The sequence below is a fragment of the Polyangium jinanense genome, from assembly GCF_028435365.1.
Window position 1 is genome coordinate 479,016 of sequence record NZ_JAGTJJ010000001.1, and the last position, 22,776, is coordinate 501,791.

The window sequence follows — 22,776 nt, forward strand, 5'->3', positions numbered from 1 at the left end:
TGGCAGGAAAGAGGGCGCCGGCCGCTAAAACGGAGGTTTCGTCAGGACTCGACCTTCACCGGCGTCGCCTCGCTCCGGCCGAGGATCGGCGCGAGGAGGACGTAAAGCGCGCCCGAGATGAAGAAACCCACGAACCAAGCATAGTTGTAGAGCTTCATCCAGATCGGAGCGACGGTCATGACCTTGCTCGTCCCGAGGAAACCCGGCAGGTTCGGCAGGATGCCCGCGAGCAGCGCGAGGATGGCCGCCGGATTGAAGCCGCCCCGATACCAGTACGAGCCCTCGCGGACGTAAAGCTGCACGAGGTCGAGCTTCGTTTTGCGGACGATGAAATAGTCCGCGATGAGGATCCCGCCGATCGCGCCGAGCAGCGCCGAATACCCGACGAGCCACGTGAAGATGTACCCCGACGGGTCCGAAACGAGCCGCCAGGGCTGGATCAGGATGCCGATCACGCCCGTGATGAAACCGCCCGTCCGGAACGAGATGCCCTTCGGCCAGAGGTTCGCGAAATCATTCGCCGGGCTCACCACGTTCGCCGCGATGTTCGTCGCGAGCGTCGCAATACAAAGCGAGAAGAGCGCGACCACGAGCAGGACCGGGCTCTTGAACTTCGTGAGGAGCACGACCGGGTCCCAGATGGTCTCGCCGTAAATCACTGCCGTCGCCGAGGTGACCGCCACGCCGATGAACGAATAAAGCCCCATCGTGGTGGGCAGGCCGAGCGCCTGCCCCACGACCTGATCCCGCTGCGAGTACGCATAACGCGTGAAATCGGGGATGTTCAGCGAAAGCGTAGCCCAGAAGCCGATCATGCCCGTGAGCGCGGGGAAGAAAAACGACCAGAACTGGCCCTCTTTCTTCCCGCCCGCGGAGAATGCCGAGGGCGTGTCGAGCATCGGGCCAAACCCGCCCGCCTTGCCATACGCCCACGCGAGCAGCGCGAGCCCGAGCGCGATGAGCAAGGGCGCCTTGATGTTCAGGAGGATCCGGATCGAATCGATCCCCTTGTGGATGACCCACATGTTGATCCCCCAGAAAAACAGGAAGCAAAGGAGCTGGGGGAGGCTGATGCCAAGGATTTCCGTGGGCGCGCTCTCCCACGAGGGGACGAAGACGGCGATGATCTTGAAAATCGCCCAGCCCCCGATCCACGCCTGGATCCCGAACCAGCCGCACGCGACGAGCGCGCGCAGGATCGCCGGGATGTTCGCGCCGAGAATGCCGAACGACGGGCGGCAATACACCGGGAATGGAATGCCGTATTTCGTGCCCGCGTGCGCATTCAAGATCATCGGCAAGAGGACGATCGTGTTGCCGAGGAAGATCGTCACCACGGCCTGCCACCAGCTCATTCCCTCGGCGATGAGCGAGGAGGCGAGCATGTACGTGGGCACGCAGGCCGACATGGAGATCCAGAGCGCGGCGATGTCCTTCATCGCCCACTTGCGCTGCTTGATCCGGGTCGGCTCGAGGTCGTGATTGATGTAGGGCGAGACGATCTCGCCCTCGAGCTCGTGAATGTCACCCGAGACACGTACGGCGAGGCGAGCGTCGCTCATCATGGAGGGAACCCCCGATTTGGTAGGATCAGCCGTTACCGCTTGGCGCGCTCGATCTCCGTGACGTGAAGCCCGCCGGGTACGAAATCGGCGCCGCGCTGGACGCGGTCGTTCCAGGTCTCGTGCGGTTTGTCCGAGGACACTTCCTTCATCGTGATGCAGCCCGAGACGGGGCAAACGAGCTGGCAAAGATTGCAGCCGATGCACTCCTCCTCGTCCACAAACGGCACGCGCGCGCCCGGCGTCCCGCCCTTCGCCGTGACCGCGCGGTCCGGGATGAGCTTGGGGATATGCGTATGCCCGGCCTTGCGCGCCTGCTCCTCCGTGCGGCCAGGCAGGTGGATGCACTGGTGCGCGCCATCCATGCAGGCCGTGTAACAGAGCTGGCAGCCGATGCATTTGTCGGTCGAGATGTCCGCGACGACGCGATACCCGAGGTCGAGATCGCCCCAGTTCTTGTATTGCTGCGCCGCCTGGCCCCGGAGCTCGAGGACTGATTTCAGGCCCTTCGAATCGAGGAAATCGTTCAGGCCCTCGATCATGTCCTCGACGATGCGGTAGCCATAATGCATGACCGCCGTGCAGACCTGCACGCTCGTGCACCCGAGCGCGATGAACTCGGCCGCGTCGCGCCAGTTCGAGATGCCGCCAATGCCCGAGATCGGCAGCTTCGCGACGTACGGATGCCGCGTCAACTCGCCGACCATGTGCAGCGCGACGGGCTTGACCGCCGGGCCACAATAACCGCCGTTCGTCGAGGCGTCGCCGACGCGCGGCAGCGGCACCATGCGGTCGAGGTCGATGCCCATGATCGACTTGATCGTGTTGATCAAGCTGATCCCGTGCGCCCCCGATTCGAGCACCGCCTCGCCCGGCTCGACGATGTCCGTCACGTTCGGGCTCAGCTTGACGATGACCGGCTTCGTCGCGAATTCGACGGCCCAGCGCGCGATCTCCCGGAGCACCTTCGGCTCCGAGCTCACGGCCGAGCCCATGCCGCGCTCGCACATGCCGTGCGGACAGCCGAAATTGAGCTCATGGCCGTCCGAGCCCGCCTCCTCGGCGCGCTGGATGATCTCCTTCCACTCCTCCTTCGTCTCGACCATGAGCGAAGTGATGACGGCGTGGTTCGGATACCGGCGCTTGACCTCGCGAATCTCGCGCAGGTTCACCTCGAGCGGCCGGTCCGTGATGAGCTCGATGTTGTTGAGGCCCATCATGCGCGTATTGCCGTAATCGATGCCGCCGAACCGGCTCGACACGTTGACGATCGGATTGCCGAGCGTCTTCCAGACGGCGCCGCCCCAGCCGGCGTCGAACGCGCGCATGACCTGGTCGCCCGTATTCGTGGGCGGCGCCGAGGCGAGCCAGAACGGGTTCGGGCTCTTGATACCCGCGAAATCAATCGATAGATCTGCCATGTCTCAGGCTCCCACGCCCATGAGGAACGCGTGCATGCTCGTGACCGCGATCTTCGCCTCGGCGACCGCGTTCACGACCTCCTTGCCGCCGTTGACGCAATCGCCGGCGCTCCAGACCTTGGGGTTTCCGGTGCGATGGGTCTTCGGATCGACGATGACCCGGCCGCGCGTGTCGAGCTCGACGCCCGGGAACGAGCGCGCGACCTCGGTCGCCCGGCTCTGGCCGACCGCGACGACCACGAGGTCCGCACGCAGGTCCTCCTCGGTGCCGGGGACAGGCTTTTTGTCCTCGGTCCGGACCACGCGGACGCCCGTGACCTTGCCCATGTTGTCCCGTAAAACCGCGACCGGCGAGCGCTCGCAGAGGACCTTCATGCCGTCGACGCGGCCGCTCGCAAGCTCGTGCTCGTAGGCCGAGAGCTCGTGGTCGCCGCCGCGGTAGAGCATGGTCGCGTCGATGCCGAGCAATGCAAGCTCGTGCGCGACGTCGACGGCCGTGTTGCCGCCGCCGACGATGATCACCCGATCGACGCCTTTGAAGCGAAGCGTCGGGTCGGCCTTGAGCCGCTCGATGAGGTGCGTCGCGCCAACCACGCCGCCGCCGTCCTCGCCGGGGATCTTGAGGCGCGAATCCGGACCGAGGCCGAGGCCGAGGAGGACCGCGTCGTATTGCTGGAGCAGCGTCGCGACCGAGACCTCCTCGGGCGAGCCCGAGACGGGGACGATCTCCACGCCCTGATAAAGCTCGACATTGCCGAGCGAGAGCACCCACGTGATCTCCGTGAGCGCCTCCTCGACCTTCATCTTGTACGGGGCGATGCCGAGCGTATTGAGCCCGCCCGGCAGGAGCTTCTTCTCGTAAATGGCCACCTCGTGCCCTTCGAGCGCGAGCCAGCCGGCCGCCGCAATGGACGCCGGGCCCGCGCCGACGAGCGCGACGCGTTTGCCCGTCGGCGCCTTGGGCTTGAAGAGCTGCGGATCCTCGGCGAGCGCTTTCTCCACCGCATATCGCTGGAGCCGGCCGATCTTGATCGGATCGCGGTGCCAATCATTGTAGACGCAGGCGCCGGCGCAGAGGACCTCCACCGGACAAACCTGGCCGCACGACTTGCCGAGCAGGTTCTGCGTGAGAATGGTGCGCGCCGCGCCCTTGACGTTGCCCGTGCCGATCTTCCGGATGAACGTGGGGATGTCGATCGCGGTCGGGCACGCCTTGATGCAGGGCGCGTCGACGCAATACAAGCAGCGATTCGCCTCGGCGATGGCCTCGGCATCCTCGTACGGCGGCTTCTTGTCCTCGTAAAGGACCTCGAGCCGGTCCCCCTCGACGTCCGGGATGTGCGGCGAATGATGGCTCATCGAAGCTCCCTTGCGGCAGCCGGCGCCTCGAGCTTGCGCGGGAGATAACGCCCCGCGCCGCGCACGACGTCGAGCTTGCCGTCCTTGTATTGGACGCGGCCGTGGACGATGGTGTGGCTCACCTTGCCCTTGACCTCGAATCCCTCGAAGATGTTGCGATCGCAGCGGTGGTGGTGCGTCTTCGCCGAGATGACGCTCGACCCCTTCGGATCGAAGACCACGAGATCGGCGTCCGCGCCCGGCACGATCGCGCCCTTGCGCGGATAGAGGCCGAAGATCTTCGCGGGCTGCGTGGAGAAGAGATCGACGAAGCGGTTCACGTCGATGTGGCCGCCGAGCACGCCGTAGGTCCAGAGCAGACCGAGGCGATTCTCGATGCCCGCCGCGCCGTTCGGGATCTTCGTGAAATTGTCCCGGCCCATGTCCTTCTGGCCGACCTGATTGAAGGGGCAATGGTCCGTCGCGACCACCTGGATGAGCCCCGAAGCGATGCCCGCCCAGAGCGCCTCCTGGTGGCCCTTCGGCCGGATCGGCGGGCTCATGACGTACGCCGCGCCCTCGAAATCGGGTTTGTCGTAGACCGAGTCGTCGAGGATGAGGTATTGCGGGCACGTCTCGGCCATGACGAGCTGGCCACGCCGGCGCGCGTCGGTGACGGCGTCGAGCGCCTCGCGACACGTGAGGTGGACGATGTAAATGGGCTCGCCGATCATACGCGCCATCATGATCGCGCGGTTCGTGGCCTCGCCCTCGACGGGCGCGGGGCGCGAGAGGGCGTGGTATTTCGGCTCGAGTTTGCCCTCGGCCACGAGCTTCTTCTGCAAAGCAACGACGATGTCGCCGTGCTCGGCGTGCACCGTGACGAGCGCGCCGAGGTCCTTCGCGGTCTGCATGACCTGGATGAGCTCGACGTCGTCGACGCCGATCGCGCCGCGATAGGCCATGAACGTCTTGAAGGAGGGAATGCCCTCCTCGCGGACGCACTGCTCCATCTCGGACTTCGTGCGGTCGCCCCACCAGGTGACCGCCATGTGGAAGGCATAATCGGCGACGGCCTTCTTCGCCTTCTCCTTCCACATGGCTAGGCCGTCGAGCAAATGCTGGCCACGCGCCGGGATGACGAAATCGATGATCGACGTGGTACCGCCGGCGACGCCCGCCGCGGTGCCCGTCTCGAAATCGTCGGAGCTCTCCGTCCCCATGAACGGCAGCTCCATGTGCACGTGCGCGTCGATGCCGCCCGGGAAGACGAGCTGGCCCGAGGCGTCGATGACGACGTCGTCCGCGCCCTGCTTCACGAGCCCGGACCCGACCGCCACGATCTTGTCGCCATCGCAATATACGTCACCGACAAACTTATCGGAGGCGGTGACGATCTCGCCGTTCTTGATCAGGATGCCCATCTCGTCCTCCCGAACGCCCCTCGATCAGGGCAAGAGCTTGACCATGTCCTCGTACGTCTCGGGCCTGCGGTCGCGATAGAACTGCCAGGTGCGACGCACCTCCTCGATCACGTCGAGGTCCATCTCCGCGACGACGAGCTCGTCACGATCCTCGCTTCCGACGGCGAGGAAATTGCCCCGCGGATCGCAGAAATAGCTCGTCCCGTAGAACTTGCCGATGTTCCACGGCGCCTCGGTGCCGACGCGGTTACTCGCCGCGATGTAATACCCGTTCGCCACGGCGTGCGCGGGCTGCTCGAGCTTCCAGAGGTACTGGGACAAACCGGCCACGGTCGCCGAGGGGTTGAAGACGATCTCGGCGCCGTTCAGGCCGAGAAGTCGCGCGCCCTCCGGGAAATGGCGGTCGTAGCAGATGTAGACGCCGATCTTCGCGTACCGCGTCTGGAACGTGGGATAGCCGAGGTTGCCCGGCTTGAAGAAGTACTTCTCCCAGAAGCCGTTCGTCTGCGGGATGTGGTTTTTCCGGTACTTGCCGAGATACGTCCCGTCCGCGTCGATGACGGCGGCCGTGTTGTAATACACGCCGGCCTGCTCCCGCTCGTAGACGGGAATGATCATCGCCATCTGGTACTTCTTCGCGTACTCGGTGAGCCGCTGGACCGTGGGGCCGTTCGGGACCGCCTCGGCCGTGTCGCACCATTTCGCGTCCTGCGAGGGGCAGAAATACGGGGTGTTGAAGACCTCCTGCAAGCAGAGGATCTGCACGCCCTTCTTGCCCGCCTCCTCGATGTACGGGAGGTGCTTCTCGAACATCGCGTCGCGGATCTGGAGGACCGAGGCGCCCGGATCATTGAGCGCGTTCGAGCACTGGATGAGCCCGCCGATGACTTTCCTGGCCATTAGAACCACCTCTCGATGACGATCTTGCGCTCGGTGTAGAAATCGATGCCAGCCGATCCGTGCGCCTTCGTGTCGCCGAAGAGGCTCGCCTTCTGGCCACCGAACGGGAAGAACGACATGGGCGCAGCGACGCCGATGTTCACGCCGACCATGCCCGCCTCGACGCGGGCACCGAACTCGCGCGCGGCCTTGCCGTTCGTCGTGTAGATGCTCGCCGCGTTGCCGAATTCGCTCGCGTTCGCGAGCCGGATCGCCTCGTCGAGGTCCTTCGCACGCATGAACGAAGCCACCGGCCCGAAGATCTCCTCGCGGCCGATCACCATGTCGGGGCGCACGTCCTCGAAGATCGTCGGCCCGATCCAGTTGCCGTCCGGGAGGCCCGGGACGGTCGCGTTGCGGCCGTCGAGCACGAGCTTCGCGCCCTCCTGCAGGCCCTTCTCGATGTACGAGAGGACGCGGTCCTTGTGCGCCCGCGAGATGACGGGGCCGAGCGTGGTGGCCGGGTCCTTGCCGTCGCCGAGCACGATCTTCTTCGCGTACGCGACGAAGAGGTCACGCACGCGCTCGTACGCGTCGCCGACGGGGACGATCACGCTGCCCGCGAGACAGCGCTGGCCCGCGCAGCCGTAGCAGGACTCGACCGCGTTCTGCACCGCGCGCTCCATGTCCGCGTCGGGCATGATCACGATGAAATTCTTGGCGCCGCCGAGCGCCTGGACGCGCTTGCCGGTCTCGCCGCACTTCCGGTAGACGATCTTCGCGACGTTCGAGGAGCCGACGAAGGAGACGCCCTTCACGTCCGGGTGCTCGCAGATCGCCTCGACGACCTCACGGCCGCCGTTCACCAGGTTCACGACGCCGTTCGGCAGGCCGATCTGCTGGATGAGCTCGAAGATGCGGCGCTGCGAGAGCGGCACCTGCTCACTCGGTTTGAGCACGAACGTGTTGCCCGTGGCGATCGCGTACGGGAGGAACCAGAGCGGCACCATCGGCGGAAAGTTGAACGGCGTGATCGCCGCGAAGACGCCGAGCGGCTGGCGCAGGACTTTCGAGTCGATGCCCGAGGCGACGTCCTCGAGGTTCTGCCCCATGAGCAAGGACGGGGTGCCACACGCGTGCTCGACGTTCTCGATGCCGCGACCGAAATCGTTGAACGACTCGGCGAACGTCTTGCCATGCTCGCTCGTGCAGATGTTCGCGATCTCCTCGCGGTGCTGGTCGAAGAGGCTCTTCAGCTTGAAGAGGTACCGCGCGCGCTGCACCGGCGGGACGGCGCGCCACGCAGGGAACGCAGCCTTGGCCGCCTGCACCGCGGCGTCGACGTCGGCCGAGGTCGAGAGCGGGACCTTGGCAAGCACCTCCCCGGTCGCGGGATTCTTCACGTCGAGCAACGTGGTGCCCGCAGAAGCAACCCAGGCGCCGTTGATGAAGTTCTCGAGCACGCGCATAAAACGACGATCCTCCTCCTGACGTGGGCCTTTCGCCCTTCCCCCCTCGCGCGCGCCACCTCCGCCCCGACGGGGGCAGAGCGAGACGCGCCGAGCACAATCAACCGTGATTTTCTCCCCGCGACAAGGCCCAAGGGCGAACACGGGCACGGCCGCAACGTATGCCGCCCCGCGTCGTCGCGAGAGGCACGGTTCGGGCGCACGCAGCGCGGCAGGAGCGCTTGCGAGCGCGACCAGGATGCTCTTACGCTGGGCCCTACATGTCGGGAGCCGAAGTTTCCGCGTTCCGACGGGCGATGCTGCAACGGCGCCCCGACGTCCTTGCACGCCTCGTGGATACGGCCGCGGATCCCGCGTCATCCGAGCTCGGCGAGGTGCCGCCGTCGTTCCGCGCCGAGCTCGACGCGAGCTTCGACGCATGGCTCGACGGCCTGGAAAAACCGGCGGCGGACCTGGCAGAAACGTGGGCCTCGCGCCTGGGCGAAGACGCCCAGACGCGCGGCTGGAACGAGCGCAGGGTGCTCATCTGGCTCGAACGTATCGGCCAAGCGATGCTCGAAGCAGCGCTCGACGCGGTGGAAGAGGGCGTGCCGGGCGCGGACGTGGGCGCGCGGCGGGTCGTCGGCGCGATGAACACGGCCGCGGCCGCGTTCAATCGAGCGTTCCGGGTGAAAGCGGAGGAAGCGGCGAAACGTGCGGCGGTGCTCCGCTCGGTCGCGGAGAACGCACCCGACGGGATCGGCATCGCCAAACCCGATGGGTCGGTGATGTACGCGAACCCGGCGTTCTGCACGATGATGGGCTCGGAAGAGGCCAGCCGCGGGCACTTCGCGGATTTCGTGCACCCGGACGAGGGCCCGAAGCTCGCGCAGATCGCCGAGGTCGCAGAGCACGTGGGGCACTGGGACGGACACCTCCGGTACAAGCGCGCCGACGGGACGTCGTTCAACGCGCGGCTCAAGGCGTTCCGCGTGAAGTCGGCGAACGGCGAGACGATCGCGCGGTGCGTGCTCGTGCGCGATGCGACGCCGGAAGAGCGGTCCGAGGAGCAGCGGCGCGCGCTCGAAGAGGAGATACAAAGGGCGCAAGCCGAGGCGCTGCGGGAGCTCGCCGCGCCGCTTCTGCCGCTCGCCGAAGGGGTCCTGGCGATGCCACTCGTCGGCTCGCTCGACGCCGCGCGGACGCCGCGGATCATCGAGTTGATGCTCGAAGGGATCACGCGGACAGGCGCGGGGCACGTGATCGTGGACATCACGGGCGTGCCGGTGGTGGACGCGGAGGTGGCCGAGTCGATCGTGCGCGCGGCGAGAGCCGCCGAGCTCGTCGGCGCGGAGGTGGTCCTGACGGGCGTGCGAGGCGCGGTGGCGAAGACGCTGGTCGATCTCGACGTGGATCTCGGCGGCATGGATACGTGGAGCACGCTGCGCGCGGGCGTGGCGCACGCGATCGGGCACGAGCGGCAGAAGCGGCGGCAGATGCGCCGAGGGGCGGGACCTCTGCGATGAGCGGGCCCGAGGGAGCGGGGGACGCGTCGTTCGCGGAGGTGTTTGCTTCGCACCGGGACAAACTCGTCGAGCGGCTGACCGAGGAGGCGCTCACGGCCCTCGGCGGGACGCTCGGGGCGCCGATGGAGGCCTTCCGCGCGGATCGCGCCTGGGAGGTCGATGTGGCGATCGAGGCGCTCCAAGACGGCACCATGTCGTTCGCGACGCAGAGCTGGAAGCGCTGGATCGACAGCTCGGTGCAGCGCGGCTGGTCGGCGACGACGCTGCAGGGTGTGCTCGGCGCGATGCGGCAGGTGTTCATCGACGCGGGTCTCGAGCTCCGCGCGGCCGGCGTGCCGGAGGCGACGTCGAAGATCCGCGCGTTCATCCGCTCGTCGAGCGAGGCGCTGTACCTCATCGACGAAGAGCTCCGCGCGCGGGCGGAATTTTTGCACCGCAAAGCGCAGATCTTCGAGGCGCTGATCCACCACGCGCCGGACGGGATGGGCGTGGCGACGCCCGACGGGACGCTGCACTATGTGAACCCGGCGCTCGAGCGGCTGCTCGGGCGGAGCGATCTCCTGGGCCGCTCGATCTACGAGCTCGTGGCGCTGCACGCGGAGTCGATGCATCGGGAACAGGTGGCGAAGGCGGTGCTCGAACGAGGCTCGTGGAGCGGGGAGCTCACGTACCAGCGCGCCGATGGGGCGACGTTCGACGCGCACGTGACGGCGTTCCTCGTGCGCGACGAGCGAGGCCGAGGCGTCGCGCGGTGCGCGATCATCCGGGATCTGACGGAGGCGCGACGCGCGGAGGAGGAGCGGCGCAAGCTCGCGGCCGAGGTGATCGCGACGCAAAAAGCAGCGCTCGAAGAGCTCGGAACGCCGCTCGTGCCGATCGCGGAGGGCGTGCTCGTGATGCCGCTCGTCGGGGTGATCGAGCCGGCGCGGGCCGAGCGGATGCTTGGTGTGCTGCTCGAAGGGATCGGGCAGCAGAACGCAAAGGTCGTGATCCTCGACCTGACGGGCGTGAAAGAGGCGACCGCGGAGGCGGCCGAGGCGCTCGTGCGGGCGGCGCAGGCGGCGCGGCTGCTCGGCGCGGAGGTGGTCACGACGGGGACGGGGCCGGAGCTCGCGCGGGCATTCGTGGAAAATGGTGCAGAGCTAGGAACGATTGTGACAAAAGGCACGCTGCGGGACGGCGTGGCATACGCGCTCCGGATCGCGCGGGGACACGGCCCAGTTCGCTGATTGTTCTACCTCAAACGAGTGCCGCCCACGGCGAACCATTACGATTACGATGGAAGCACGAATGCGGCGCCATTGAGGGATTCGAGAATCGAGGACACGATGATAACGTCCTCGTTCATGAAAACCATTTCATGCTCCGTGCTCTTCGTGATGGGGTCGCTGGCGCTGATCGGCTGCGGTGGCCCCATGGAAGCAGAGGACGACTACGCGGACGAAGTGGCCGAGGAAATGGGCGAAGCGCTGGGGGAGGCGCTGGAGATCGGCGACGACGAGGACACGAAGGCCTTTGCCCTCGAAGAGGAGAGCGAAGCGGATCTCGTGGCCTGGTGCGACGACATCGTGAGCTGGAATCAGACCTGGTCCGATTACGAGGCGCAGGTGCTGACGCTGGTAAACCAGAAACGCGCGGCCGGCGCGACCTGTGGAGGAGTAGCGTATGCGCCCGCGCCCGCGCTCGTGCTCGACGAGCGGCTGCGGTGTGCCGCGCGCAAGCATTCGAAAGACATGGGGGTGAACAATTTCTTCAGCCACACCGGATCGAATGGCTCGACGCCGTGGCAGCGCATCAAGAACGCCGCCTACACATACAAGAGCGCAGCCGAGAACATCGCGGCCGGGTATAGCACGCCGACGGCCGTCGTGAACGGATGGATGACGAGCACGGGGCATTGCAAGAACATCATGAATGCCTCGCTCAAGCAGATCGGCGTGGGGTATTACCAGGGGACGACGGGGTACAAGAACTACTGGACGCAGGATTTCGGGACGCCTTAACGGATTTTTGCAGCCCCGAGCGCGGCCACGATCTGGACGCTCACGTTATCGGCACCTTCCGCCGTCGCGAGCGCGCCCTCCGGCACGCGCAGGCGCGAGACCTTCACCTCGCCGCCGCGTGTAGCGGTGCCCTGCCCGCCTGACGCGACCTCCACGAGCACGACCCCCGAAGAGCCCATCGCCGCGAGCACGCTCTTTCCCTCGAGCCGCGCCACGGGCACGCACGCGACGCCCTTCTCCGCGAGCGAGAGCGCGAGCCGGGCCTCGGGGTCCAGGAGCTCCGGCAGAGGCCCGTCGAGGCGCAGGCCGAAATGAATGGCCGACGCCGGGTCGTCCGCCGTCGCCGCCGCATCCCGCACGGCCGACAGGAGGCTCTCGGCGAGCGGCGGATCCCGCTCGATCCGCGCAAAGTCGGCCGGGTCGAGGCGCAGCAAGAAGCGGCGCATCGAGCGGGCCGCGGCCTGCACGTATGATTGCTCCATCGACGCCCGCCGCAGGATGCCCTCCGCGTCGCGGTTCTTCCGGGCCTTGCAGAGCTCGGCCGCACCCGAGAGCACGGCCGCGGGCGGGGGCGGCGGCTCGGCGCGTGCCATCGGCGCGTCGCGGTAGGCGTGGCGATGAAACCCCACGCCCGTGGGCGGGAGCGCGAGCACGAGCGAGAGGCTCTCGAGCTCGGTTTCAGGCGTCCGCGCGGCCGCGGCGAACGCGTCGCGCACGGTGGAGAGCAGGTTCGGTTGCGCGGTGAGGAGGACGTGATCCGTCGCGGAGACCGTGAGCACGACGCGATACGCGCACACCTCGCGCGAGCCCATCGACCAGCGATCGGCCGCGCCGGCGAGCTCGACCGCGCTGCGCTCGACGAGCGCCGAGAGCTCGGCCTCGCCCCACACGTCGAGCAGGCTCCTCGCGCCCGCGGCGAGCGCGCTGCCTTCGGGGATCATCGCGGCTAGATCTTCCGGCCCGACGCCATGAACTTGCGGGCCTGGAGCTCGGCCTCGGCCTCGGCGATGGCCTCGGCCTCGTGCTGCGAGGCCGTGCGGAGCGCGCCTGCGCCGGGGTTGTCGACGCGCACGCGTTGCGGCTCGGTCGTGGCCGCCTCGGCCATCGCCGCCGCCGTGTGCCGGACGTCGTCGTAGGGCTTGGCGAGGTCGAAGATGACCTTCGTGTTGCCCTGACTCAGGTTCGCGAGGGCCTCGAAGCGCCGCAGCTCCATCGCGCCCGGCGACTTCGAGAGGATCGTGGCCGCCTCGGCGAAGTTCTTCGCGCTCTCCACGTCGGCCTCGCTCTTGATGACCACGTACTTCCTGTCCCGCTCGGCGATCGCGACCTTCGCCAGGACCTCCTGCATTTGCGGCGGGAGCTGCACGTCCTGGAGGCCGATGAGCTCGACGTGCAGGCCCCACTGCGAGACCGTGGTCTCGACCTGCGCGCGCACCTTGGCGGCGACCTCCTCGCGGTGCGCGAGCAGCTCGTCGAGGCGCGTCTCGCCGACGACGTCGCGCAGCACGACCTTCGCCCGATCCTTCACCGCCGCCTCGTAGTTCTCCACCGCCAGCGTGGCCTTCTCCGGGTCGACGACGCGGTAATAGAGCACGGTGTCGACCATGGTCGTCACGTTGTCGCGCGTGATCACCATTTGCCGCAAAAGGTCGCGGTTTTTCGTGCGCGTGTCGATTTTGCGGAGCGACTGGAAGCCCGGCAGGAACAGCGTCACGCCGGGCTCGACCCGGCCCGAGAGCTTGCCGAGCGTGAAGCGCAGCGCGACCTCCCACTGGTTGATCTGCCGGATGCCCGCGAGGAGGTACGCCAGAAGGAGAAACCCGAGCACGAGGAGGAGCGGATCCATGGTCGCGCCAATGTAACCGGCGCAAACGCGTCCACCACGGGCTATCGGTCGAATTGCACCCGATCCTCGAACGGCACGTCGGCGCCGACCTCGATGACCTCGCCGAGCCGGAAGGCCTGCTCGCCGGCGCCACGCAGCGCGCCGAGCGCGGCGGCCTCGGCCTCGGGCGCGACCACCACGACGAGCCCGACACCGAGGTTGAACGTGCGGCGCATCTCGGCTTCCTCGACCGGCCCTTGCTCGGCGATCACCCGGAAAATCGCAGGCCTTTCGTACGCGGACAAATCGAGCCGCGCGCCAAGCCCCTCCGGCAGGACACGCGGGAGGTTGCCCGGCAAGCCCCCGCCCGTGATGTGCGAGAGTCCGCGCACGGCCTCGGGCAACGCCGCGAGCAGCTCGCGCACCGCGCGGGCGTAAATGCGCGTCGGCACGAGAAGCGCCTCGGCTGCCGTGCGCCCGAGCCCGGGGACCTGGTCGTGGATGCCGAGCCCCATGCGCTCGAAGAGCACCTTGCGCGCCAGCGAATAACCGTTCGAGTGCAAACCACTCGACGCGACGCCGAGCACGACGTCGCCTGCCCGCGCCTTCGTGCCGTCGAGCATCTTCGCCCGCTCGACCACGCCCACCGCGAAGCCCGCGAGGTCGTACTCGCCCGGCGCGTACATGCCCGGCAGCTCCGCCGTCTCGCCGCCGAGCAGCGCGCAGCCGGCGAGCTTGCAGCCCTCGGCGATGCCCCGCACGACGGCCTCGCCCACGTCGAGCTCGAGCGTGCCGGTCGCGAAATAGTCCAGGAAAAACAGGGGGCGCGCGCCGACGGTGATCACGTCGTTCACACACATCGCCACGAGGTCCTGACCCACGGTGTCGTGCACGTTCGCGGCGAAGGCGACCTTGAGCTTCGTGCCGACGCCGTCGGTGCCGCTCACGAGGATCGGGTCGACGAGCCCGCTCGGCAGGGCGCAGAGGCCCGCGAAGCCGCCGACGTCGGCGACGACCTCGGGGATGCGCGTCGGGCGCGCGAGCTTCTTGATGCGCTCGACGAGGGCGTCGCCGCGGTCGATGTCCACGCCTGCCTGGCTGTAGGTGATGGGCATGCCGGCGGAATGTCACAGCTTGGGGCGAGGTGCTAGGGTTCGTCGCCGTCATGACCGATTCGCTGCGTCCGCCCGTCCTCGTCTCCGCCGCCGTCCTCGTCGAGGAGGGGCGTGTCCTGCTCACCCAGCGCAAGCGCGGCACACACCTCGCCGGCGCCTGGGAGTTCCCCGGCGGCAAGGTCGAGCCCGGCGAGGATCCGCGCGCGGCCCTCGTGCGTGAGCTGCGCGAGGAGATCGGGATGGAGGTCTCGGTCGGCGATCCCGTCGAGGTGACGTTCCATCGATACCCGGAAAAATCCGTGCTGCTCCTGTTTTTTGCGGTGACGCGCGCGGTCGGATCGCCCGATCCGCAGGCGCTCGACGTCGCGGACGTGAAGTGGGCCGGGCCCGAAGATCTGCAGGACGAGCTCTTCCCGCCGGCGGATGTCGCGATCCTTTCGAAGGTCCGCGCGCTGCTCGCGCCCCGCACGTAATCGGAGCACACGACCGACCCGAACAGCGGTATCCTGCCCCCGCGATGGAAGAAACTGGGCAAGGAGCGCCGCGCGAGGCGTCCGTGGTGGTCGTGGGCGCGGGGCTCAGTGGCCTCGTGGCGGCCCGGCGGCTCGCGGCCGCGGGCGTCTCGGTCGTGGTGCTGGAGGCGCGGGACCGGGTCGGCGGCCGGACGTTGAGCCACACGACGGCGCAGGGCGACCGCGTGGACCTCGGCGCGCAATGGATCGGCCCCACGCAGGACCGGATGACGAAGCTCGTCGCCGAGCTCGGTTTGTCGACGTTCAAGCAATGGTACGACGGCAAGAAGGTGCTGTCGCTCGGCGGGACGCTGACGACGTACAAGACGTCGATCCCGAGCCTGTCCTTGATCGGCGCCGTCGACCTCGGAATCACAATCCAGCGCATCGAGACGCTCGTGAAGGAGGTCCCGATCGAGGATCCGCTTTCGGCCGCAAAAGCCTTCGAATGGGACGGGACCACGGTCGAGGCGTGGAAACGCAAAAACGTGAAGACCCGCGGCGCCAAAGCGATGCTCGACACGGCGGTGCGGGCCGTCTTCGCGGCGGAGCCGTCCGAGCTGTCCCTCTTGTTTTTCCTGTATTACCTCCGTCAGGGCGGCGGACTCATGCGCCTGACGGAGATCGTGAATGGCGCGCAGGAGACGCGCCTCGCGGAGGGTTTTCAGGAGGTCTCGAAGCGGATCGCGCGCGCCCTCGGCGAGGAGCGGGTGGTCCTCGGCGCGCCGGTGCGGCGCATCGCGCAGGACGCGGGCGGCGTGACCGTGACCTCGGACGCGGGGACGTGGCGGTGCAAGCGGGTGATCGTGGCCGTGCCGCCGGCGCTCGCAGGGCGGATCGATTACGAGCCGGGCCTGCCCGCGTCGCGGGACCAGCTCACGCAGCGGTCGCCGATGGGCAGCGTGATCAAGTGCGTCGCGACCTACGCGTCACCGTTTTGGCGGCAAGCTGGATATTCGGGGGAAGCGCTCTCCGACGTGGGATCGGTGAAACTCGTGTTCGACGATTCTCCCGAGGACGGCTCGCACGGCGCGCTCGTCGGATTCTTCATGGGCAAGGACGCGCGCGCCATGAGCGGAAAAAGCCCCGAGGAGCGGAAAAAGGCCGCCGTCGATTCGTTGACGCGTTTCTTCGGCCCGAGCGCGGCCGCGCCGATCGATTACGTCGATCAGGACTGGCCCGCCGAGCGCTGGTCGCGTGGTTGCTATTCGATGGTCCTCGGCCCGGGCGTGCTCACCGCGCACGCTTCGGCTTTGCGCGCGCCCGTGGGCCGCGTGCATTGGGCCGGGACGGAGACGGCGCGCGTGTGGACCGGTTACATGGAAGGCGCCGTCGAAGCCGGCGAGCGCGCCTCGGACGAGGTGCTCGCCGCCCTCGGCTGAGGATCGGGCGCGGCCCGATTCAACGCTTTCGCATGGGCTCGGGCTCGCGCGGCGTGCCGTCCGGCGCCGACACGAAATACAGGAGTCCGCGCCGCGGATCGTGAAGGCCCGCCGCCCGCTCGACGAACGGCGTGAGCGGCGAGACCACGACGAGCCGAAGCATGCGCCGCGCCTCCGCTTCGAGCAGCGCGTCGTCGAGCGTCTTGCGCGGGATGTCCGGGAGCGCCCCACGCAGAATCGGCACGGGCACGCCGGGTGCATTGCGATAGGCCGCGTACAGTCGGCCCATGGCCGCGAGGACCGCGGAAATCACGTCCGGGTCGGGCGCCTTGCCGCGCGCTGCGAGCAATCGTTGCGCATAGAGGAGAACATCCCCGAGCTCGCGAATCTCCATTTTACGGATGAGTTCGCTCACCTCGTCCAGCGGTGTCCGAAATTTCCGGCTCCCGGGGCCCGAACGCGGCTCCGCGGAGAGCGCCTGGACCACGCCCGAGGGCTCCGGCGGAATCGAGAAGTAATCCGGCGCCATTGGGCGCATTACGGATCGAGGCCCGTACCGTTCGGACACGGGCTGCGCCGTCTCGGCCGATCCCGCCGTCACCGTGCCCAGGCGCAACGTGCGGAGCGGCGAACGCGTCTTGGTCCCTGCCTCGTTGTTCATCGGTCCTCTTCGTCAAGCTAGGAGCAATGGCCCGACGCCCATTCTTCGATGCTCGGCCCGCCAAACTCGACCGCAGAATTGACGCAAAAAGTCGAGCTCGCCCGGAGGCCGTCCCAGGCGGACCTCGCGCTACCGCCCCGCCTTCACCGAAGAGGTGGCAAGGGCGCGCGACTGCTCGTCGCGCCTCCGCTTGACGTGTTCACCCGCGAGGAAGGGCAAGAGCGCGAATCCACCGGGCGCCACGATCGCCACCACCCAGAGAACGATACGGAGCCAGGGCGCCATGAACGGGTGACCATTGCAGCGGTCGTGCCACGTAGGGTGTTGCCGTCGTGCACGACGCTACGCACCGGCGGAGGACGATCGCACCGCCTCTTCGTCATCCGCCGCGAGAGAGCGCTCGACGGCAGCGCGCGCCTCGGCGCTGTCCGCGCGGGGCAGCCGAATCCGAAACCGCGCGCCCCCGAGCGGTGAGGTCGTGGCCTCGATGATGCCGCCGTGATCGACGACGATTTTCTTCACGATGGTAAGCCCGAGCCCCGTGCCGTCGCGCTTCGTCGTCACGTAAGGATCGAAGAGCACATCGCGCACCTCGGTCGCAATGCCCGGGCCATCGTCGTCCACGTCGACGACGTACGAGCCGCCCACGGTCCGCGCCGAAACCATGACGCGCCCCCAGGTCCCCTCGCTCTTTCCGGCGCGCTTACGCGCATCGCGGAGCGCCTGCGCCGCATTCTGCACGACATTCGTGAGCACGCGGTGGAGCATTTCCCGATCGAGGACCGCGGGCATCGCGCCCTCGGGCACGTCGAAGCGCAGATCGATCCGCGAGAGCAGCGCCTCTTCGTCGGAGCTCATGGGGCCCTCCGTCCGGGCCGAGAAATGGTCCCGCTGCTCGCGCAAAAAGGTCCCGAGGTCGACGGACGCGAGCTCTGCCCGCGGCAGCCGCGCGAAGCTCGAGAACTCGCCGACGAGGCGGCGCAGCGTGCCCACTTCCTCCTCGACGACCTCCAGTGTGGTTTGCACGATGCGCCGATAATCGGGATCGTCGCCGGCATACCGGCGATGGCATTCCTGCACGGCGAGCTGGATCGGCGTGAGCGGATTCTTGATTTCGTGCGCGAGGTGCCGCGCCATCTTCTGCCATTCGCTCATGCGCCGGAGGAACTCGATCCGGGCGCGACTTTCGTCGAGTTCCTCGAGCATTCGATTGAACGCCCGCCCGAGGTCGCCGACCTCGTCGTCCCCCGTCACCGTGACCCGCACCGTCAAATCACCCGCCGCCACGGGACGCGTCGCCGCCGCGAGCTCGGCGATCCGCCGCGTGACGGGCCGTGCCACCACGATTCCGGTGAGCGCCGCGAGCAAGATCAAAAGCCCGAACAGGAGGCCAAACGCCCGCGTGTACGTCCGGTCGACGTACTCCTCGCGGTGATGCCGTTCGATCTGATGGTATGCCTGAACGAACTCCTGCGCGGACTCCATCTCGGCGAACCGCGCGTTTGGCGCGGCGAACGTGGCGACGAGGAAGGGGCCATCGTCCTCGGAGGCCTCGCCGAGCGGCCTGCGCACGAGCAGGGTGCGCTCCACGGCCGGATCCACGGGCCGCTCGCGCTCGTGTTTGCCGAGGACCGCACCCGACGCATCCTCGATTTTCAGGGAGACGAGCGAGGGATGTGCGGAAAACTCCCGCGCGAGCTCGGCCGAGACCCGATCCCCCTCCCCCGCCTTCGCCACGCGGGAGAGCTCGGGCCGCATCGCAATGGCGTCGGCCTCGTACCGCATGCCTTGCTTGATCGTCTTCGCGAGGTCGGCATACACGCCGAGGGCCCGGTCGAGGTGCGCGCCGAACTCCGGCTGAAACGCGGTCGCGCTGACACGCGCCACCATGGCCCGGGCCATGAGCAGCGCGGCGACGAGCGGGATGACGGCGGTCACGAGCACTGCGAGGACGACGCGGCGCTCGATCTTCCGTGTCTTGATGAGAGGCGTGGGGCGAGGAGGGTGCGGGGAGCCGGACACGAACGCGATGGTAGAGCGTGTCAGGGGGGTCCGTCGACAGGTCGTACCGTTTCCCTCCAGGAAGTCACGGATCCGACCTGCAGGAGAGGACGATGGAGGCGAGAGGTGCTTGCCCAGATGCGCGCGCCCCCATCGCCCTCTTCTGCGGGTCGAGAAACGTTTGGCTTGACGGAACACCCGTTCTTGGACAAACTAGGTGTCGGAGAGCGCGGCTACACCGGATCCACGAACTCGAGTCACCCACCCGGTCTCCGGGAGACGGGCCGAGAAAAACCGCCTTTTCGGCACTCCGGTCAATGGTCGCGCTCTCCTTTTTTCAAAAGCGCACATCAGGGACAAACGACCCGCAGGAGAGGACGATGGAGGCGAGAGGTGCTTGCCCAGACGCGCTCCGCCCCCATCGCCCTCCCCTGCGGGCCGTTTCGTTTCGCGGAAAACCCGCCCGAGGCCGAACACGGCGCGAGGCAGCAGAACGTGACGACGTCTGCGGGATCTTCCGAGGCCGCGCCCGTGGGCTCCCCGCGCGTCGCGAGGCAGAGGCCGGGCATGTAGGCGAGGTGCAGCCACGCGTGTCGACCGGCTGCTCCGCGTAGAGGTGGATGGGGTCGTAGCGGTCGTAATTGCCAGGACACTTGTCGTGTTTCCCCCGGAGCGCGACGCACTGGAGGAACGGGTACGGCAGATCGTACAAGCATCGGTGCGTGGACGTCTCGCACGTGCCCTCGCGCTCCTTCGCCTCGCAGGCGAGGCCAATCCACTTCCAATCGGTCGTGGTCGTGGAGGTGGCAGGCTTCGTGATCGACGGGCAGGATTCACTCGTCGGTCCGGGGAGCGGCCAGGACCACACGGACTGCGCGCAAGGCTCGCCGCCGCAATCAGCCCCCGCCGAAAGGGAGCGAGGTGGCTCCATCCTCTGCGCACGTGCCGGTCGCCGCCCTAGCGTTTGGCGCAGCGACAACCGGCACGACGCTCGACGCGAGGAGGGCTTGGGCTCCGTCTACAGGCCGCCCGCTACCAGGTGACGGGCCGCCCGTCGCCAGTCACGAGCTGTCCTCCGGCGTCGACCCACGCCTGGGCGTCCTCGCCGATGTAGTCGACATACTTCGAATCACGGCGCTTCAACGATTTCTTGATGGTCGTATGCACCATCCTGGCCCACTTCCGGAATGCCTCGCTCTTCTCCACCCAGTCCTTGTCGGGACCCAAGAACTTGTCGACGTAGTACACGCGTCCTTCCGACAGGGTCTTCCCGTCCAACCGGCAGCGAAGGAGCTCGACCACCGGCGATGGGCTGTCCTGCAGCCTCCAATACCCCTGCTCGGGTACGTGGCGCATGACGACCGCGTTCAGGTCCTCGGGCCGTGCGAGGTACAGGAAGTACCACGGCTTTCCGTTCTCGAAGAAGCTCAACGTGTCCACCATGCGCGGCGAGGCGGTGGGCGACCGAGAGTGGAGGATGACGAGGTCCGTCCGCTCCCGGAGCCGCTGCTCCAGGTCCGCCTCATCCTTGGGCGTGATGTAGAAGGTCGACTGGTGTCCCATGGCTCTCGTCACTTCTCCTTATTGTACGGGTGGAACGTCGGCCGCTCACCCTTCGCGCGCTCCACATCGTCCATAGCTTTCCGTTCTCGCGCCACCGGCCGCCCGTCCTTGGTTTGTTTTCCGACCTGGTGGAACTCAACAGGCTTCTTGTTTTCATCCAGCCCGGCGACGTCCACGTAGCGTCTCTTCTTCGCGCCGCCCGGGGTGTCGACGGGATGTTCCTTCACCGGCTCGAGGCCGCGCTTCTCGATGTCGGCCGCGACCTCTGCCACCTTGTTCTGATGCGCCTTCCCGCCCTTCTTGCCGTTCGGATTCGGCACGCGCTTTCCGTTCGTCGCCGCGGCTGTATCTGGGCTGCCCGCCGCTGACGCCTGCTCCGCCGCCGCGCCGTTCGGCTTCGAGACGGGCTTCGTGGTCGTCTTGACCGTCGTCGTCTTCGGCGCGGCCTGTGGCGCGCTCGCTCCCCCACCGCTGCCGCTCCCCGTCGACAACGACTGCCCGTTGTGCGTCTCGGCGGGCTTCTTCTTGGACTTCGGAACGAAGTTCGGATGCCGGGCATGGCAAAGCCCCTCGAGGCACTCCCTGGCTCGGTCTTTCGCGAGCGCGGAGGTGTCCGCACGGCTGAGTCCCAGTCCTCATACGCCTGGGCCGCGCTCTCCGGCAACTCCCTCGGCTCAGCCCGCTCGGGCTCCAGGACGGGGCAAGGCTCGGCCGCGGGCGGCCGTTTGTCCGCGACAGCCTGCTTCGCGCAGCGCCACTTGACGAGCAACCTCGTACAGGCACCCGCGCCCGTCCCGCTCCGTCTCCTCGTCTGGCCTGGCTCCCGATACGCCGTGCACCGCTGCGGCTCCGGCGACCTCGCGATCGGCCGCGGCAGCGGCTTCGGCTGCTCGGCCTTTTGGATCTCGTCCTTCTTCTTTTCTGCCTCTTTGGCCTCCTCCGTCGCCGCGGCGACGCGGGGCTTTGGCGGCGGGGTCCGCGCGGGGCATTCGAGCTTGTTGTACGGAATCGGTAAGAGCCGCGCGCTCTCTGGAGGCGAGTCCGCATTGAATACGAACACGGGGCTGCCATTGTCTCTCGCGAGGTCCACCTCCCGGACCCCGAAGAAGGGCGCGCCGTCGGAGGTGACCCCCCAAATTCGCTTGTCGTTCGGTACGTTCGGCGGACGTACGCAGACGTGGACGACGTTCGGCGCCTCGAAGATCCGGGCCATCGTGGGATCACGCGAGGAGGCGCATCCGGACAAAATCAAAACGAACCACAGAACGGCGAACGCCGTGACGAGGAAAAGGCGAGCCAATCGAGTCGATCGTCGCATGGACCGCTCCTGTCTCTCGGAATGGACCAGCCCTCACCCCCATCGGCGGGCAGCCATCCGAGCAAGGGTCAGACGATGCGGGGACATTCGGCCGCCGTCAACGACGGTTCAAGAAGTCGCGGATGGATCGGTCAGGCGTGATTCCACTGGAGCTCGTCGAACCAGGCGCGGGCGGAGGCGATATCGTCGAAGGAACGAACGGGCGCGCTGCATGTTCGTGCGCGCCGCGAGGAGCCTCGACTTGACGGTGCCGAGCGGGCTGTCGAGCAACTCGGCCGCCTCCGAGCACGAGCACTCGGCGAGGTCGACGAGGACGAGCACGGCGAGCTGCTCCGGCGAGAGCGTCTTCAGCGCCGATAGGAGCGCGCGGCGGGCCTCGGAACGAAAAGCGTCCTCCTCGGGCGACACGTCGGGCATTGCCGTGCGCTCGGCGTCCCCGAGGTCCGGACAGAAATGCTCGCGCTCGCGCCGCGCCCGGCGCTTTTCCTCGCTCCGTAGGTTCTTGGCGATGCCGAACAGCCAGGGACGCACCCCGTCGGGGTGGGACGTGTAGCCGGAGAGCGCCGCGAATCCCCGCAGCATGAGCTCCTGCATCCTGTCCGTCGCGAGGGTGTCCGCCTGGCGTTGCAGAATACCTGCCACCTGGGAACGAAGCGCGACCAGTTCAGTCGTGAGCGGAGAGGGAATCGTAGCGCGCGCCATGTCCCCCTACATGATCGGGCGAGACATTTGGATCGAAGGAATCGACCGGCTCGCGTCGATTTCCGTCCTCCAGCGGGAAACGATGCCCTGGGGGCT

At 67.5% G+C, this 22,776-nt stretch carries 20 protein-coding genes; 5 read left to right on the forward strand and 15 right to left on the reverse strand.

The annotated features are described in order from the left end of the window. Positions 1 to 41: 41 nt before the first annotated feature. From KEG57_RS01935 to KEG57_RS01960, 6 genes are read right to left on the reverse strand one after another with little or no spacing between them, the layout of a single operon-like run. Positions 42 to 1,565, reverse strand: a complete 1,524-nt coding sequence (locus tag KEG57_RS01935) for an NCS1 family nucleobase:cation symporter-1 (RefSeq protein ID WP_272418356.1) — start codon at positions 1,563 to 1,565, stop codon at positions 42 to 44. 32 nt (positions 1,566 to 1,597) lie between these two features. Next, complete coding sequence (preA, locus tag KEG57_RS01940) at positions 1,598 to 2,983, reverse strand: NAD-dependent dihydropyrimidine dehydrogenase subunit PreA (RefSeq protein ID WP_272418355.1); 1,386 nt, start codon at positions 2,981 to 2,983, stop codon at positions 1,598 to 1,600. A 3-nt stretch (positions 2,984 to 2,986) separates the two neighbouring features. After that, positions 2,987 to 4,342, reverse strand: coding sequence for an FAD-dependent oxidoreductase (locus KEG57_RS01945; protein WP_272418354.1), 1,356 nt, complete (start codon positions 4,340 to 4,342; stop codon positions 2,987 to 2,989). Further along, positions 4,339 to 5,745: a dihydropyrimidinase gene (gene hydA, locus KEG57_RS01950; RefSeq protein ID WP_272418353.1), complete on the reverse strand. Its 1,407-nt coding sequence runs from the start codon at positions 5,743 to 5,745 to the stop codon at positions 4,339 to 4,341. The genes KEG57_RS01945 and hydA overlap by 4 nt, the downstream gene beginning before the upstream one ends. 24 nt (positions 5,746 to 5,769) lie before the next feature. Then, entirely contained in the window at positions 5,770 to 6,645 is an 876-nt protein-coding gene (locus KEG57_RS01955) for a nitrilase-related carbon-nitrogen hydrolase (RefSeq protein ID WP_272418352.1), read from the reverse strand. Next, positions 6,645 to 8,093, reverse strand: a complete 1,449-nt coding sequence (locus KEG57_RS01960; protein WP_272418351.1) for a CoA-acylating methylmalonate-semialdehyde dehydrogenase — start codon at positions 8,091 to 8,093, stop codon at positions 6,645 to 6,647. Before KEG57_RS01960 ends, KEG57_RS01955 begins: the two co-directional genes overlap by 1 nt. Positions 8,094 to 8,389: 296 nt before the next feature. On the opposite strand from KEG57_RS01960, the gene KEG57_RS01965 reads away from it, so the two are divergent. The 3 genes from KEG57_RS01965 (at position 8,390) to KEG57_RS01975 (ending at position 11,601) form a co-directional block, all read left to right on the forward strand. Beyond that, positions 8,390 to 9,598 carry a PAS domain S-box protein gene (locus KEG57_RS01965; RefSeq protein WP_272418350.1) on the forward strand — a complete coding sequence of 403 codons (1,209 nt, stop codon included), beginning with the start codon at positions 8,390 to 8,392 and terminating at the stop codon, positions 9,596 to 9,598. Then, on the forward strand, positions 9,595 to 10,827 hold the full coding sequence (locus KEG57_RS01970; protein WP_272418349.1) for a PAS domain S-box protein: 1,233 nt from the start codon (positions 9,595 to 9,597) through the stop codon (positions 10,825 to 10,827). The genes KEG57_RS01965 and KEG57_RS01970 overlap by 4 nt, the downstream gene beginning before the upstream one ends. A 117-nt stretch (positions 10,828 to 10,944) precedes the next feature. Next, complete coding sequence (locus KEG57_RS01975; RefSeq protein ID WP_272418348.1) at positions 10,945 to 11,601, forward strand: CAP domain-containing protein; 657 nt, start codon at positions 10,945 to 10,947, stop codon at positions 11,599 to 11,601. Here KEG57_RS01975 and KEG57_RS01980 read toward each other — a convergent pair. From KEG57_RS01980 to purM, 3 genes are read right to left on the reverse strand one after another with little or no spacing between them, the layout of a single operon-like run. After that, positions 11,598 to 12,542, reverse strand: a complete 945-nt coding sequence (locus tag KEG57_RS01980) for a hypothetical protein (protein ID WP_272418347.1) — start codon at positions 12,540 to 12,542, stop codon at positions 11,598 to 11,600. The genes KEG57_RS01975 and KEG57_RS01980 overlap by 4 nt on opposite strands. A gap of 5 nt (positions 12,543 to 12,547) precedes the next feature. Further along, complete coding sequence (locus KEG57_RS01985) at positions 12,548 to 13,447, reverse strand: SPFH domain-containing protein (RefSeq protein WP_272418345.1); 900 nt, start codon at positions 13,445 to 13,447, stop codon at positions 12,548 to 12,550. Between the two features lie 41 nt (positions 13,448 to 13,488). Next, positions 13,489 to 14,541: a phosphoribosylformylglycinamidine cyclo-ligase gene (gene purM, locus KEG57_RS01990; protein WP_272418344.1), complete on the reverse strand. Its 1,053-nt coding sequence runs from the start codon at positions 14,539 to 14,541 to the stop codon at positions 13,489 to 13,491. A gap of 50 nt (positions 14,542 to 14,591) precedes the next feature. On the opposite strand from purM, the gene KEG57_RS01995 reads away from it, so the two are divergent. Both KEG57_RS01995 and KEG57_RS02000 read left to right on the forward strand, forming a co-directional pair. After that, on the forward strand, positions 14,592 to 15,014 hold the full coding sequence (locus KEG57_RS01995; protein WP_272458044.1) for a (deoxy)nucleoside triphosphate pyrophosphohydrolase: 423 nt from the start codon (positions 14,592 to 14,594) through the stop codon (positions 15,012 to 15,014). Positions 15,015 to 15,058: 44 nt separating this feature from the next. Next, positions 15,059 to 16,435, forward strand: coding sequence for a flavin monoamine oxidase family protein (locus KEG57_RS02000; RefSeq protein WP_272458045.1), 1,377 nt, complete (start codon positions 15,059 to 15,061; stop codon positions 16,433 to 16,435). A gap of 19 nt (positions 16,436 to 16,454) precedes the next feature. On the opposite strand, the gene KEG57_RS02005 is transcribed toward KEG57_RS02000, so the two are convergent. The 6 genes from KEG57_RS02005 to KEG57_RS02030 all read right to left on the reverse strand — a co-directional run bounded on the left by KEG57_RS02005 (position 16,455) and on the right by KEG57_RS02030 (position 22,680). Continuing rightward, positions 16,455 to 17,096, reverse strand: a complete 642-nt coding sequence (locus tag KEG57_RS02005) for a hypothetical protein (protein WP_272418341.1) — start codon at positions 17,094 to 17,096, stop codon at positions 16,455 to 16,457. 129 nt (positions 17,097 to 17,225) lie between these two features. Further along, entirely contained in the window at positions 17,226 to 17,381 is a 156-nt protein-coding gene (locus KEG57_RS02010; RefSeq protein WP_272418340.1) for a hypothetical protein, read from the reverse strand. 57 nt (positions 17,382 to 17,438) lie between these two features. Then, positions 17,439 to 19,118 carry a sensor histidine kinase gene (locus KEG57_RS02015; protein WP_272458046.1) on the reverse strand — a complete coding sequence of 560 codons (1,680 nt, stop codon included), beginning with the start codon at positions 19,116 to 19,118 and terminating at the stop codon, positions 17,439 to 17,441. Between the two features lie 1,011 nt (positions 19,119 to 20,129). Further along, positions 20,130 to 20,660, reverse strand: a complete 531-nt coding sequence (locus KEG57_RS02020; protein ID WP_272418338.1) for a DUF8467 domain-containing protein — start codon at positions 20,658 to 20,660, stop codon at positions 20,130 to 20,132. Between the two features lie 8 nt (positions 20,661 to 20,668). Then, positions 20,669 to 20,980, reverse strand: a complete 312-nt coding sequence (locus tag KEG57_RS02025) for a hypothetical protein (protein ID WP_272418336.1) — start codon at positions 20,978 to 20,980, stop codon at positions 20,669 to 20,671. Between the two features lie 1,106 nt (positions 20,981 to 22,086). After that, positions 22,087 to 22,680, reverse strand: coding sequence for an RNA polymerase sigma factor (locus tag KEG57_RS02030; RefSeq protein WP_272458047.1), 594 nt, complete (start codon positions 22,678 to 22,680; stop codon positions 22,087 to 22,089). Positions 22,681 to 22,776 lie beyond the last annotated feature (96 nt).

Coding starts and splice junctions, on each gene's coding strand:
- KEG57_RS01935 (WP_272418356.1), bottom strand. CDS start 1,565: ATGATGAGCGACGCTCGCCTCGCCGTACGTGTCTCGGGTGACATTCAC.
- preA (WP_272418355.1), bottom strand. CDS start 2,983: ATGGCAGATCTATCGATTGATTTCGCGGGTATCAAGAGCCCGAACCCG.
- KEG57_RS01945 (WP_272418354.1), bottom strand. CDS start 4,342: ATGAGCCATCATTCGCCGCACATCCCGGACGTCGAGGGGGACCGGCTC.
- hydA (WP_272418353.1), bottom strand. CDS start 5,745: ATGGGCATCCTGATCAAGAACGGCGAGATCGTCACCGCCTCCGATAAG.
- KEG57_RS01955 (WP_272418352.1), bottom strand. CDS start 6,645: ATGGCCAGGAAAGTCATCGGCGGGCTCATCCAGTGCTCGAACGCGCTC.
- KEG57_RS01960 (WP_272418351.1), bottom strand. CDS start 8,093: ATGCGCGTGCTCGAGAACTTCATCAACGGCGCCTGGGTTGCTTCTGCG.
- KEG57_RS01965 (WP_272418350.1), top strand. CDS start 8,390: ATGCTGCAACGGCGCCCCGACGTCCTTGCACGCCTCGTGGATACGGCC.
- KEG57_RS01970 (WP_272418349.1), top strand. CDS start 9,595: ATGAGCGGGCCCGAGGGAGCGGGGGACGCGTCGTTCGCGGAGGTGTTT.
- KEG57_RS01975 (WP_272418348.1), top strand. CDS start 10,945: ATGAAAACCATTTCATGCTCCGTGCTCTTCGTGATGGGGTCGCTGGCG.
- KEG57_RS01980 (WP_272418347.1), bottom strand. CDS start 12,542: ATGATCCCCGAAGGCAGCGCGCTCGCCGCGGGCGCGAGGAGCCTGCTC.
- KEG57_RS01985 (WP_272418345.1), bottom strand. CDS start 13,447: ATGGATCCGCTCCTCCTCGTGCTCGGGTTTCTCCTTCTGGCGTACCTC.
- purM (WP_272418344.1), bottom strand. CDS start 14,541: ATGCCCATCACCTACAGCCAGGCAGGCGTGGACATCGACCGCGGCGAC.
- KEG57_RS01995 (WP_272458044.1), top strand. CDS start 14,592: ATGACCGATTCGCTGCGTCCGCCCGTCCTCGTCTCCGCCGCCGTCCTC.
- KEG57_RS02000 (WP_272458045.1), top strand. CDS start 15,059: ATGGAAGAAACTGGGCAAGGAGCGCCGCGCGAGGCGTCCGTGGTGGTC.
- KEG57_RS02005 (WP_272418341.1), bottom strand. CDS start 17,096: ATGAACAACGAGGCAGGGACCAAGACGCGTTCGCCGCTCCGCACGTTG.
- KEG57_RS02010 (WP_272418340.1), bottom strand. CDS start 17,381: ATGGCGCCCTGGCTCCGTATCGTTCTCTGGGTGGTGGCGATCGTGGCG.
- KEG57_RS02020 (WP_272418338.1), bottom strand. CDS start 20,660: ATGGGACACCAGTCGACCTTCTACATCACGCCCAAGGATGAGGCGGAC.
- KEG57_RS02030 (WP_272458047.1), bottom strand. CDS start 22,680: ATGGCGCGCGCTACGATTCCCTCTCCGCTCACGACTGAACTGGTCGCG.